Annotated in this window: 11 protein-coding genes; 5 read left to right on the top strand and 6 right to left on the bottom strand. The window is 68.2% G+C overall.

Annotated elements, in window-relative coordinates; translation table 11 throughout:
• Window positions 1–32: 32 nt before the first annotated feature.
• The 3 genes from POL67_RS42130 to POL67_RS42120 form a co-directional block, all read right to left on the bottom strand.
• On the bottom strand, window positions 33–1,367 hold the full coding sequence (locus tag POL67_RS42130) for an FAD-binding oxidoreductase (protein ID WP_271926764.1): 1,335 nt from the start codon (window positions 1,365–1,367) through the stop codon (window positions 33–35).
• A gap of 117 nt (window positions 1,368–1,484) precedes the next feature.
• Window positions 1,485–2,372 (bottom strand): Hsp33 family molecular chaperone HslO, encoded by an 888-nt coding sequence (gene hslO, locus POL67_RS42125; protein WP_271926763.1) that lies wholly within the window; start codon window positions 2,370–2,372, stop codon window positions 1,485–1,487.
• Complete coding sequence (locus tag POL67_RS42120; protein ID WP_271926762.1) at window positions 2,372–4,438, bottom strand: M3 family metallopeptidase; 2,067 nt, start codon at window positions 4,436–4,438, stop codon at window positions 2,372–2,374. Before POL67_RS42120 ends, hslO begins: the two co-directional genes overlap by 1 nt.
• 268 nt (window positions 4,439–4,706) lie before the next feature.
• Here POL67_RS42120 and POL67_RS53950 point away from each other — a divergent pair, with 268 nt between their 5' ends.
• Both POL67_RS53950 and POL67_RS42110 read left to right on the top strand, forming a co-directional pair.
• A complete protein-coding gene (locus POL67_RS53950; RefSeq protein ID WP_271926761.1) occupies window positions 4,707–5,252 on the top strand; it encodes a DUF350 domain-containing protein in 546 nt (181 codons plus the stop codon).
• The gene (locus POL67_RS42110; protein WP_271926759.1) at window positions 5,249–6,169 is read left to right on the top strand and encodes a hypothetical protein; all 921 of its coding nucleotides are present in this window, start codon (window positions 5,249–5,251) and stop codon (window positions 6,167–6,169) included. The genes POL67_RS53950 and POL67_RS42110 overlap by 4 nt, the downstream gene beginning before the upstream one ends.
• A gap of 7 nt (window positions 6,170–6,176) precedes the next feature.
• On the opposite strand, the gene POL67_RS42105 is transcribed toward POL67_RS42110, so the two are convergent.
• A complete protein-coding gene (locus tag POL67_RS42105) occupies window positions 6,177–7,352 on the bottom strand; it encodes a hypothetical protein (protein WP_271926757.1) in 1,176 nt (391 codons plus the stop codon).
• A 579-nt stretch (window positions 7,353–7,931) separates the two neighbouring features.
• Between POL67_RS42105 and POL67_RS42100 the strand changes: the two genes are divergently transcribed.
• The 3 genes from POL67_RS42100 to POL67_RS42090 all read left to right on the top strand — a co-directional run bounded on the left by POL67_RS42100 (window position 7,932) and on the right by POL67_RS42090 (window position 10,924).
• Entirely contained in the window at window positions 7,932–9,242 is a 1,311-nt protein-coding gene (locus POL67_RS42100; protein WP_271926755.1) for a serpin family protein, read from the top strand.
• Between the two features lie 61 nt (window positions 9,243–9,303).
• Window positions 9,304–9,963: a peptide-methionine (S)-S-oxide reductase MsrA gene (msrA, locus tag POL67_RS42095; protein ID WP_271926754.1), complete on the top strand. Its 660-nt coding sequence runs from the start codon at window positions 9,304–9,306 to the stop codon at window positions 9,961–9,963.
• A gap of 73 nt (window positions 9,964–10,036) precedes the next feature.
• Window positions 10,037–10,924 (top strand): fibro-slime domain-containing protein, encoded by an 888-nt coding sequence (locus POL67_RS42090; RefSeq protein WP_271926753.1) that lies wholly within the window; start codon window positions 10,037–10,039, stop codon window positions 10,922–10,924.
• On the opposite strand, the gene thiD is transcribed toward POL67_RS42090, so the two are convergent.
• Complete coding sequence (thiD, locus tag POL67_RS42085) at window positions 10,925–11,725, bottom strand: bifunctional hydroxymethylpyrimidine kinase/phosphomethylpyrimidine kinase (RefSeq protein WP_271926751.1); 801 nt, start codon at window positions 11,723–11,725, stop codon at window positions 10,925–10,927. It abuts the gene before it with no gap.
• Window positions 11,726–11,774: 49 nt separating this feature from the next.
• The gene (locus POL67_RS42080; RefSeq protein WP_271926749.1) at window positions 11,775–12,809 is read right to left on the bottom strand and encodes a lipase secretion chaperone; all 1,035 of its coding nucleotides are present in this window, start codon (window positions 12,807–12,809) and stop codon (window positions 11,775–11,777) included.
• Window positions 12,810–12,817: the final 8 nt, after the last annotated feature.

Raw genomic sequence — 12,817 nt, 5'->3', positions numbered from 1 at the left:
GAGACTATCACGCCGGACGGAGGAGCGGAGCGTCAGCTTTGGCGGACGCGGTGGCACTTCTCGTAGAGGCCCGGGAAGACGCCATGCGGGTCGAGCCTACGCTTCGCGGCCTCGTAACGCTCGCGATCGTAGATCTCCCAGAATCGATCTTCGCTGTAATGATTGCGCGAGATCAAAGTCTTCACGCCGCCGAGCTCGTAGGTCTTCTGCTCCAGCACCTCGGACCCGTCGACGAGCGGGTCGTCATTGGGTTTGCCATACACGGCGCAGTCGATCCAGAGCTCGTCCTTGTGCTTCGCGTGGGATGGGCGGATCCACGGATAGGGGCGCGGCATGCGGTAAGGGACGACCCAGAGCGGCCAGAAATCGAAATCACGCGCGTACCACTGGTAAAAGGCGGAGAAGTTGCGCTGCGGCACGAAGACGTCGCAGACGATGTCGGGCCGCGGTTTCAGGCCGAGCACGCGATCGAGCCGCTTCGACCATCGAATGAGGTTGCGCGAGCCGAGGACGTGGCGGCCGACGAGCCAGCGGACGGGCTTCGTTTCGAGCCCCGGGACGGTGCGGCTGAGCCAGTGGCATTCGGCGTCGTAGCGGAAGAAATAATCGGGCGTCGTGAGGTAGTCCTCCGTGCGTCCGAGGGTGCTCTTGTAATAGACGTCGAGCCAGCGATAGTTCGAGGTGAACGGCGCCTCGTCCACGAACGCGCCGAGGCAAAGCACGAACGAGCGCGGGCCGTGCACGATGCCGTCGATGAACTCGAAATCGCCCGCGCGGCAGCGCTCCGCCATGGCCGCATGGAAGGCGTCGAAGCTGTCGAAATGGCGGTATTGCATCCGGACGAAGCGCTTCGCCTGGACGAGCTTGAACGTGAGGCGCGAGAGGACGCCGAGCGTGCCGTACGAGCCGTGGATCATGTCGAAGAGCAGGGGCTCTTTCTCGGCCGAGCAGGTGACGATCTCGCCGTCGCCGGAGATGACCTCGTATTCGAGGCAGCCGTCGTGGAAGCCGCCATATCGGTACGAGCTCGATTCGATCGAGCAGCCCGCGACCGCGCCGCCGAGCGTGATGTCTTCGAGCTCGGGGACGACGGCGGGGACGAGGCCATGTTCGAGCGTGCGCGGGACGAGCTCGGCGAACGTGACGCCAGGCTCGGCGACGCAAATGCGGCGCTCCGGATCGATGGCGAGGACACGCCGGAACCTGGAGGCGTCGATCGCCGCGGCGTGCTCGCGGGGATCGCCCGGGACGGGCACGAAATGGGAGACGCCGCCCTTGTCGATACGGACGGGCCCGCCCCGGCTGGCATGAACACGAATGGTGGTCGCGACGCGAGTGACCTCGCGCTCGTGGGAAGAGAGATCCATTGGTTGCCCCCCGTGCCCGGGAGAGGTGGCATCCGAACAAAGGAGGGTCAAGCCGGCGAATCGCGAATTCGCGGCGCCGTGCAGGCCGGAAGGGGAGCGGCCGGGACGTGGGGGGATTCAGCTCGCCATGAGGAGCGCCTGGAGCTGCGAAGGCTGAATGCCGTATTCTTTCCGGCAATAATCGCAGGTGATCTCCAGGATCTTGTTGTCGCGGAGCAGGTCCTCGATGTCCGCGCGCGGGAGCGTGGCCAGGCTGGAGAGGACGCGGAGCTCGCTGCAATGGCACGCATACCGGAGGTCCGACTCCGCGAGCAGCGTGTACGGCATGCCATAGAGGAGATCCTCGATCAGCGCGTTCGGCGTGAGGTCCCCTTTGCGGAGCAAATCGTCGAGCTTCGGGAAGTCTTCGAGCCTTTGCGTCATGATCATGAGCGGCCCGCGCTCGACCTCCGGCAAGAGCTCGACGATGTAGCCGCCCGCGGCGACGACCTCGTCCCCTTCGAGCAGCGTGGCCACGGCGATCGTGGAGACGATCTGCTCGGAGTGCTGCATGTACGCCATGAGCGCCCCCGAGATCCCGCCGTCCTGCGCCTCGAACGAGACCTCCACGATGCCCTGGTGGAGCGAGCCGTTCGGCATCGTCCGCATCATCTTGAGCAGCGCGCCCTTGCCGCTGGCCATGTCCTCGCCCGTCGCGCCGCTGAAGCCCACGAGGCCGCGGTTCGTGCCGTCCGGGTGCGCGTCGGCCACGATGCTGCCCTTGCCGCTCGCGCCCTTCAGAATGCCCTGGACGCGCAGGCTCGGGCTCATCGCCTCGCGGATGAGGATCGCGCCCGTGACGAGCTCGCCGAAGCGGCCCGCCACCGCGCCCTTCGCGCCCTGCGAGGCGATCGCGCCGCGCACCGTCTCGGTGGTCAGCGCTGTGATGACCCGGAACGCGCCGTCGTTCGTCATCGCGCGGATGACTTTGTCGGCTTGTTGGTTCGTGACGTTTCGCTCGCTCATCAAACCGCCACCGCCGTCCCGGACGCGATGAGGCCGTCGCGTTCGAGCAGCGCCTCCAGGGTTGGTTCGCGCCCCATGAAGCGCCGGTAAAGGACCATGGGATCTTCGCTGTCACCTCGCGCGAGGATCTCGGAGCGGAAGGCCTCGCCGACCTCCCGGCTGAACAGCCCCTCGCGCTTGAACCGCGAGAAGGCGTCGGCGTCGAGCACCTCGGCCCACTTGTACGAGTAATACCCCGCGGCATACCCGACGGGGCTCGAGAAGAGGTGCGAGAACGAAGCGAGCATCGCGTGATCACCGGGCAGCGGCGCGGGCGAGTGGCGCGAGAGGATCTCGCGGCCGTAGTCCGTGGGATCCCCGTCCCGCGCCGGATCCCAGTCCACGTGCAGCGCGAGATCGACCTCGGCGAAGCCGAGCTGCCGCATCATCGCGTTCGCCGTGCGGAACGTGCGCGCCGCCCGCATGCGCTCGAGCAGCGGCGCCGGGATCGGCTCGTTCGTCTCGTGGTGCCGCGCGAAGAGGTCGAGCGCCTCCTTCTCCCAGCACCAGTTCTCCATGATCTGCGAGGGCAGCTCGACGAAGTCCCACGCCACGTTCGTCCCGGCCAGCGTGCGCACCTCCACGCAGCTCGACGCGTGGTGCATGAGGTGGCCGAACTCGTGGAAGAGCGTCTCGACCTCGCGGTGGTTGAGCAGCGCGGGGCGGTCGCCGATGGGCGGCGTGAGGTTGCCCGCGAGCACTTCGAGGTGCGACGCGGGGATCTTGGGCGACCACACGCCCGTCACGAGCCCCTGCATCCAGGCGCCGTCGCGCTTCGACTCGCGCGGCCAGATGTCGACGTAGAACACCGCGCTCGCGTGCCCGTTCGCCTCCACGATGCGGTACGTCGAGACCGTCTCGTGCCAGGCCTTCGTCTCGGGCGAAGGCTCGATGCGCACGCCGTAGAGCGCCGAGGCGATCGCGAAGACACCTTCGAGCGCCTTCTCCGCGGAGAAATAAGGGCGGAGCGACTCCTCGTCGAAATCGTAACGCGCGCGGCGGAGCTTCTCGGCGTAATACGCGACGTCCCACGGCTCGATCGCGGGCGCGTCCGGGCCCTCGATCTCGTTGCGGTACGCCTGGAGCTCGGCGTTCTCCCGATCGAAGTACGTCTGCGTCTTGTCGCGGAGGGTCTGCACGAACTTGCGCGCGGCGTGCCCCGACTTGGCCATGCGATCTTCGAGCACGAGGTCGGCGAAGCTCTCGAAGCCGAGCAGGCGCGCCTTCTCGCGCCGGAGCACGAGGATCCGCTGCACGAGCGGGCGGTTGTCCAAGGGCCCCTCGGTCGCGCGCGTGGCGTACGCCTTGTACATGCGCTCGCGGATCGAGCGATCGTCGAGGTACGTCATCACGGGCAGGTAACTCGGCGCCTGCATCGTGAAGCGATACCCGGAGAGGCCCTTCGCCTCCGCGCTCGCCTTCGCCGCGAGCACCGCGCCCTCGGGCAGGCCCGCGAGCTTGTCGCGCTCGCCGAGCACGAGCTCGAACGCGTTCGTCGCGTCGAGCACGTTCTGCCCGTAACGAAGCGTGAGCTGCGCGAGCTCGACGTCGATCTCCGCGAGGCGCTTCTTCCCCTCCGGATCGAGGTCCGCGCCGCTGCGCTTGAAATCGGCGACCGTCTTTTCGAGCAGCCGCTTGCGGGTCCCCGTGAGCGCCTTCGCCTCGTCCGTCGCGGCGTACGCCTTGAGCGCGTTCCACACGGGCTCGGAGAGCGCGATGCCGCTGAAGAACTCGCTGACCTCGGGCTGCACCGCGGAGTAAGCGGCGCGGAGCTCGGGCGTCGTGGCGACGGACTCGAGGTGGCCGACGACGCCCATCACGAAATCGAGCTGCTCCGTCACCTGTTCGAGCGCGGTGATGGTGTTCTCGAACGTGCGGGGCCCCGCGGCCGCCGCGAGGGCATCGAGCCGCGCCTTCGCCTCGGCGAGCAGCTCTTTCACGGCGGGCTGCACGTGCTCGCCGCGGATGCGATCGAAGGGAATTTCGTAGCCGAGGCCGAGCAGCGGATTTTCGTGAGATTCGGGCATGGTCGGTGCTCTCGCGGGCGCGCGCGCCTCCTCTGGGGACTTCTTCGTCCTTGCTACCTACGATCCCCGCTCGGCTCGCGCAACGCTTGGAGCACGACATCCAGACGAGTTCGCCGCGAACCGCATCCCGTGAGCCCGGCGACGCGGGAGGGCGAGCCCTCGGAGAGGGAACAGATCGAAACTCCATCGTTTTCCGTGGTATCCGGCCCTCGGGCCCCGTGCTCGTTCGCCGGTTTCGAGGGCCGCACGATTCCGCTACGCTCGCGCGGTGAACGTCGCGCTCTTCCTGATCGGGATCGGCAAGATCCTTTTCGGCATCCTCGTCGGCGCCCTCGGCGTGTGGCTCGGTTCGCGCGTGCTCGGGCGGGTCCTGCGCCTTGGCGAGATCGACGCGGAGCTCGGGAAGGGCAACACGGGCGTCGCCGTGATCTCGGCCGCGGGGTTGCTCTCGCTCGGGCTCCTCGCGCAGCACGCGGTGTCGGCGACGTTCGCCGCGATGGACTTCATGTACCGCGGCCAGAAGCTCGCGCCTGTGATGCTCGGCAAGTTCACGTTGTACGGCCTCGCGCACGTCGCGTTCTCGCTCGCCGTGGGCGCGGCCGCGCTCACCGTGGGCACGTTCGTCTTCGTGCGCCTCACGCGAGGCGTGGACGAGCTCGCGGAGATCCGGAAGGGCAACGTCGCGCCGGCGCTCGTGCTCGGCGCGGTGATGGTGGTGATCGCGCTCGTGGCCGCGCCGGGGCTCGAGACCGCCCTCGACGGTCTCTTGCCGCTGCCCCAGCTCGCGCGCGACGAGGTGATGGCGCCGTCATGAACGGGCGAACGCTCCTCGCGCTCGCCGCGACCTCGTGCATGTTCGTCGCGGGCTGCTGCTGCTGCGCCATCGACCTGAACGATCTGCTTTCGTCGAGCAGCGACGAGGAGCCGTCCGCGGATACGCCGGGGGTCGATCTCGGCGTCGCGGTGTATCCCGAAAAGACGCCGGCGTCCGGCGCGACGAAGTATGCGTGGCGGGACCGTCGCCTCGAACCACCCGTCTATCGCGCCGGCTACGCGCTCGCCGCGGACGAGCAGCGCGACGTCGACGCCGCGCACCACGAGCTCGCGCAGCGCCTCAAATACCAGGACGCGGGCGACGGCGCGTTCAAGTGGGTGCCGCCGCCCGGCTGCGACGCGAGCATGCAGTGCATCTTCGAGTCGCTCGCGGAGCGCAGCAAACCCGATGTCGATCCGCTCGCCGCGCGCTTCAAGACGCGCATCCACGAGGCGAAGCTCGGCACGCTCGACGCCGTCGAGCTCCTGGCCTCGTTCGTCCAGGCGATCCCTTACGAGATCCCCAAGGGTCGTCCCTTCGGCCTCATGCCGCCGGCGCTCGTGGTCTCGGGGAAAAAAGGCGACTGCGATTCGAAGGCGCTGCTCTTGCACATGCTGCTCGACGCCATCGGCGTGGACAGCGTGCTCTTGAACTCGAATGCCCACCGGCACGCGATGCTCGGCGTCGCGGTGCCGGCGCAAGGCGAGAAGATTCGCTACCAGGGCCGCGAGTACGTGTTCGTCGAGACGACCGCGAAGAACGCGCCCGTCGGATGGATCTCGAAGGAGCTCTTGAAGCCGAACGACTGGGTCGCCGTGCCCGTGCGTATCCGTTCGCCGGAGAAGGCGCCGAAGAACGACGCGGCGACGGGCAAAGCCACGGACCCGCCAAAGCCGACGTCGACGAAGAAGCGTTGAGGGGAGCTTACGAGCCGAGCGCGTCCGAGAGGGCGTGCACGGCGGCGATCATCCCTTCCGTCGGGTTTTCCCCGCGCGCGCGCTGCACCACGAGATCGAGGAGCGTCACGAGATACGCCGAGGCCTGGGCGTCGTGGAGCGCTTGTTTCAACGCGCCGACCTTCTTCCGCGTCTCGTCCGTTGTATCGAGCGCCGAGAGCGCGGCGAGCGCCGCGGCCGCGCGTGCTTCGTCCTTTTCTTTGATCGCGCCCTGCGTGACGTCGAGGAGCACGTGGCCGAACGCGGCGAGCCGCGCTTCGGTGAGCTCGGGGGAGGCGCCGGCGGCTTGCGCCACGAGCTCCTGGAGCTCCGCGAAAGCACGCCGCTGGACGAGCGCCAGAAAGAGCGCATATCCGTTCGTCTCCCAGTCCGCTTTCGACACGAGCCGCTTTCCGATCCAGGCGACCACGGGCGAGGCCACGGGCCCCTGATGCAGCGAGGCGAGCGCGACGCTCATGAGGCGCGCGGCGTCGATGCCTTGCGCGGCGAGCCAATCGAGCAGCATCGCGCGCTCGTCGCCGTTCGTCCCGTTCGTGACCTTCGCGAAGGCATCTTCGACGGTGAGGCCCGCGAAGGGATCGGCGAAGAGCGGGCCGCCTTCGTCGTCGCCGAGGCCGAGATCGAGGTCGTCGCCGAGCGAGCCGTCGCCGAAGAGCGAGCCGTCCCCTTCTTTCGAGGCTGACGCATCGAGCGCGCCGCCTTCGTCGAGGTCGAACATCGCGGCGAGATCAACGGGTTCGTCCGCGGGCGCGAAGACCGCGACGGGCGCGGGCGTTCTCGTTTCCTTCCGCTCGATGCGCGCCTGGAGCGCGGGCGGGGCCTTTCCGCGGACGAGGTCGGCGAGCGTCTCCCATTCCCGATCCTCGAAGGAGAGCCCGGGGGCGTTCAGCACCTCGTGTTCGAACTCGGCGGGTTTGTCCTCGCAGAGCTTCGCGAGCGCGACGAGGATGGGCTGGCGATCCGCGGACGAGGTGCGCGCGCGCCAGCGCAGGAGATCTGCGGAGGTGAGCTCGTGCGCGTGCGCGGCGAGGAAGTCGTGATCGTCCGGCGCGAGCGCCGGCTGCCGGAGGACGTGCAAGAAGGCCACGGCGCGGGCGCTTCCACGATGAGCGTGCACGAGAGCATCGATTTCGGCCTTTTTCATGGGAGCCCCCACCTTACCAGGGTCGGGCCTTCCCACGCGATGCTCGTATCGTGCTTCGTCGGATGGGGCCTGCGCCCTGGAATGACCACCCGCGGCGGCGCGTCGACGCGGCGCCGAAGCGCCGACGCGATTCATGACACGCACACGAATGCATGCCGCGCTGCGCGAAGGTTCGAAGCTGTTCGGGCGCGCTCCGCCCGGGGCGATAAGCGAAGGCGAACCTCGAACCAAAAGAATTGCATTGGTCGAAATCGAGTTGACGAGACGCGCGGGGCGGGCTTCCATGACATCGATCGCGATTGTTCCCGCTCGGCGATCCGGCCCCGGGGCTCATGGGGAGCCCGGGGCTGTATGTTTTTCAGGGCCGATCATTTCCTCGCCTCGGCCTGCGAGGTAGCGAGCGCCCGGCCGCGCATGGCGCCTCCCCTCTGCCCTCGATGCAGGCCGAGGATCTGGGGCTTCGGCGACGCCCCGTGCCACCCTGAGCCGCCCACCGACACCACTGCCGTGCTCTCGGCGCGAGCGCGATGGAATCACGGAGAACGGCCTGCGGCACGCCGATTGCTTTGAGGCCCCAGCATGCGAACGCTCCCTCTTCTTTCCCTGGTTCTCTCCTTCTCCGCCCTTGCTTGCAGCTCGTCTGCGCCGCCCGAGCCCCCCGGGGCCGTGGATACCGGTGATTGCCACGACGCGAACACCCCCGGCTGTGTCGTGACTTCCGGCGCGCAGCGGATCACGAACCCGAATGTGCCGAGCGACCACCTCACCGCGCTCGTCGATGGCAACACGGCGTTCGCGCTCGACATCTACAAGAACCTCCGCAGCGAGCCCGGCAACCTCTTCTATTCCCCGCACTCGATCTCCAGCGCGCTCGCGATGACCTGGGCCGGCGCGCGCGGGCAAACCGAGACGGACATGGCGAAGGCGCTGCACTTCACCTTGCCGCAGGCAGAGCTCCATCCGGCGTTCAACAAGCTCGACCTCGCGCTCGCGAGCCGCGGCAAGGACGCGAAGGGCTCGGACGGCCAGGGCTTCCGGCTCAACGTCGCGAACGCGGTTTGGGGCCAGGTCGGGTTTCCCTTCGAGACGGCGTTCCTCGACGTGCTCGGCCTCAATTACGGCGCCGGCATGAACGTCGTCGATTACGTCGAGGGGACGGAGGAGGCCCGCTCGCTGATCAACGGCTGGGTCGAGAAGAAGACCGAGGGCAAGATCAAGGACATCCTCGCGGAGGGATCGATCGACGCGAGCACGCGGCTCGTGCTGACGAACGCCGTGTACTTCAATGCGGCCTGGCGGACGCCGTTCGAGGAGGAGAACACGCAGGATGCCTCGTTCACGACGGGCGACGGCGGCTCGGTCTCCGTGCCCATGATGCAGGGTTACGTCGAGGCGCCTTACGCGCAGGGCGCGGATTACGCGGCCCTGGAGCTGCCGTACGACGGCAACGAGCTCTCGATGGTGCTCGTGCTGCCGGACGATCTCGACGCGTTCGAGGGGAGCTTCGACGCGGCCCGCCTGAAGGAGGTCGTCGGTGCTCTCTCCGAGCACTCGGTCGATACGCGGATGCCGCGATTCAAGTTCGAGTCGAAGTTCAGCCTGGTCGAGCAACTGAAGACCCTCGGCATGGGCGTCGCGTTCACGGGCGAAGCCGATCTCTCGGGCATCAATGGGAAGGGCGGGCTCTTCATCTCGGACGTGATTCACCAGGCGTTCGTCGGGGTGAACGAGGCGGGGACCGAGGCCGCGGCGGCGACCGCGGTCATCGTGGGCGAGACGAGCGCGCCCGAGCCCGCGGCGATCACGTTCGACAAGCCGTTCCTGTTCTTCATCCGCGACATCGCGACGAAGTCCGTGCTCTTCGTGGGTCGCGTGGTCGACCCGAGCTGATCAAAACCCCGACGGATGGGCGTATCTTGCCGTGCGGAGCCTTCCGCACCAAGATACGCCCATGTTCTTCAAGGTCGACCCTCGCAAGCTGCAGATGCCCACGAAGGAGCAAGCCCTGCCCGGGCGGAGCACGCCGATGCGTGTGCCCGAGCGGCACTTCGTGAACGGCGCGCGGATCGTGCCCCCGTTCCCCGAGGGCACCGAGCAGGCGATGTTCGGGCTCGGGTGCTTCTGGGGCGCGGAGCGCAAGTTCTGGCAAACGAAGGGCGTGTACGCCACGGCCGTCGGATACGCCGGCGGGTTCACGCCAAACCCCACGTACGAAGAGGTCTGCAGCGGCGGCACCGGCCACAACGAGGTCGTGCTCGTCGTCTTCGAGCCCGCGAAGGTCTCGTATGAGGCGCTGCTCGCGGTCTTCTGGGAGAACCACGATCCGACGCAGGGCATGCGCCAGGGCAACGACGTCGGCACGCAGTATCGCTCGGGCATTTATTGCTTCGGCCTCCTGCAAAAGATGGCCGCCGAGCGCTCGCGTATCGCCTACCAGAAGGCGCTCAAAGCCGCGGAGCACGGGGACATCACGACCGAGATCCTCGAAGCGCCCACGTTCTATTACGCCGAGGACTATCACCAGCAGTACCTCGCGAAGAACCCCGACGGGTACTGCGGCATCGGCGGCACCGGCGTGAGCTGCCCGGTGGGGCTCGTTTCGGCGGAGTGAGCTCGGGAAGAGCACGGCGTCCGCGCGTGCTCCGGCGTGACAGGGCCCGCGAAGCGCGGATACCATCCCCGCCATGATGAAGACACGACACGCGGGCCGGATGGGGCGCTTCGCGCTCGTCCTTGGGATGATGGGCCTCCTCGGCGCGGCGACCGCGTGCGGGGACAGCGGCACCGGCGCCACGGGTGGCCCCGGCGGTTCGGGCGCCGGCGGCAGCGGCGCCGGCGGTTCGGGGCAAGGCGGCGTGGGCCAGGGCGGCATGGGCGGGGAGGGCGGCGAGCTCTTCCCCTCGGGCGTCGGCGGCGCGGGTGGAGGCGCGGGCGGCGGCGATCCGAACTGCAATCCCATCCTCAAGGCCACCGTGCGCGATTTCCAGATCGCGCACCCGGATTTCGAGGATTTCCTCGGCGACGACAAGGGCATCGTCACGAACGAGCTGGGCGCGGACGGAAAACCCGTCTATGCGGGCAACCCCACGACGTCGACGACCACGGGCAAAGCCAATTTCGATCAGTGGTTCAACGACGTCGAGGGCGTGAACATCGCGATTCCGGTCGAGATCCCGCTCATGGCCGCGGGGGGAGGGGTGTATACGTACTCCAACTCGGCGTTTTTTCCCATTGACGGCCAGGGCTTCGGCGACGAGTTCCAGACCCACAACTACCACTTCACCCTCGAGCTGCGGACGCAGTTCATTTACGAGGGCGGCGAGGTCTTCACGTTCACGGGCGACGACGACCTCTTCACGTTCATCAACGGGAAGAAGGTGATCGACCTCGGGGGCGTGCACGGCGCGCAGACCTCGACGGTGAACCTCGACGAGCGCGCGGCCGAGCTCGGCATCGAGAAGGGCAAGACCTACCCGCTCGATTTCTTCTTCGCCGAGCGGCACACGAGCGAATCGAACTTCCGGATCGACACGACCATCGGCTGCTTCTCGGAGCCGCCGATCCCCGAATAGTCAGTCGAAGGGCGCGACCGTCACCGCGTGATTCAAAGGCCCGTGCCCGTGCCCGAGGCCCGGCGCCTTCAGGATCGCGAGCCGGAGGTACCGCCGCGCCCGCGTGATGGCCGCTTCCATCCCGAGCCCCTGCGCGATCCCCGCGGCGATCGCCGAGGCGAGCGTGCATCCCGTCCCGTGCGTCGAGGTGGTCTCGATGCGATCGTCCTCGAAGAGCCGTTCTCCCGAAGCCGTGACGAGCACGTCCGTGACCTTCGCCCCTTCGAGGTGTCCGCCCTTCAAGAGCACCGCCTTCGGCCCGAGCGCGAGCAGCGCGGAGGCCACGCGACGCATCGCGGAGACGGAGTCGATCGTTTGTCCAGCAAGGACTTCGGCCTCCGGCACGTTCGGCGTGATCAGCGTCGCGCGCGGCAAAAGTCGGCCGATGAGCGCCTCCCGCGCCTCCGGGAGCAGGAGCGGCGCGCCGCCCTTGGCCACCATCACGGGATCGACGACGAGCGGGACGTCCTTCGCGAGGCGCTCGTGCACGTCGGCGACGACGTCGATCACCTCGGCCGAATGCAGCATGCCGGTCTTGATCGCGTCGGCGCCGATGTCCTCGAGCACGAGGCTCATCTGCTGCGCGAGGAACGCGGGCGGGACCGGAAACACCCCGAAGACGCCGCGCGTGTTCTGCGCGGTGAGCGCCGTGATTGCGGTCGCCCCGAACGCGCCGAGCGCCGTCACGGCCTTGAGATCCGCCTGGATACCGGCCCCGCCGCCCGAGTCCGAGCCAGCCACGATGAGCACACGCCCTTGCATCGCGGCTCGCGTACCAGCGCGGAACCCGACGCGCAAGGTGCGGCTTCGTTCACTTGCTCGACATGGCCAAGGTCGCCCGCACCCTGCGCTGTTCGAGCGGCGTGAACGAGCGATCGAGCAGCGCTTGCTCGGCGGCCTTGAACGCGGCCTCGTCCTGCGTCTTCGCGGCGAGCGTGTCGCGCTCCTTCCGGAATGCTTCGATCCGCGCTTTCCACGCTGCGCGCTGCGCGTCGAGCTCGGTCAGCCTGTCGGCCGCCTCCACGCCGAGCGTCTCGACGCGCTTCGTGTACACGTCCTCGTCCGTCGCCCCTTCCGCGCGCATCGCATCCGCCTCGGCGCGCGCGCGGAGCGGCAACGTCGCGGCTTCCCGCGCCTCGCGCGCCCCTTTTGGCAAGCTCGCTTCGAGCTCGGCGACCCTTTGCTCCCGCTCGTCCGCCGTCAGCGTTTCGTCCTGACGAATGCGGCTCGCTTCGGCGGCCACCTCGCCCTCGTGCTCCTCGTCGCCGAAGAGCGCGTCCGCCGTCTCCTCGCCGAAATGCTTGCGCCGGAGCTTCTTCAGCGCTTCGAGCCGCGCCGTCGGATCGGCCTCCTCGTCCTTCGGCAGCGCGAGGCCGTCCTTGTCTTTTCGATACGCGAGATACTGATCGAGCAGCGCCGCGGCCTGGAGCGCGGCCGGGCCAGAGGCCCGCTCGCGAATGGCTGCCAGGATCCGGGCGCGGATCGTCTCGTCGCTCTCCTCGCCCTCGGTGGTGAAGTAGTAATCGAAGAGGCGCAGGATCTCCGGACCGAGGAGGAGGGATCCGTCGGGCCCGACGCGCAAGGCCCCGTCCTCGTCCGTGCCGCGCAGCGAGCGGGCTTTTTCCTTGAAGGGGCTCTTTTCGCGGGTGTCGACGTTCGCCTCGGCGCGTCGGACAGGCGGCGCCGAGGTTTTTCGAGTCGCGCTTTTCGGGTCGCCGCCGCGCGTCTCGGCCGTCGTCTCGGCCGCGCGCGCGGGTTCGTCCCCGCCTCGTTTCCACGCGCCGATGCCGGCGGCGGCGACGAGCGTGACGAGGGCGAACCCCGTGGCGATGCGGCGGCGGTTCACGCGCATCC

It is taken from the genome of Polyangium mundeleinium (assembly GCF_028369105.1).
In the GTDB taxonomy this organism is placed as follows: domain Bacteria; phylum Myxococcota_A; class Polyangia; order Polyangiales; family Polyangiaceae; genus Polyangium; species Polyangium mundeleinium.
The sequence above is the reverse complement of the archived record's forward strand: the minus strand, read 5'-3'. Positions and strand labels throughout refer to the sequence as shown.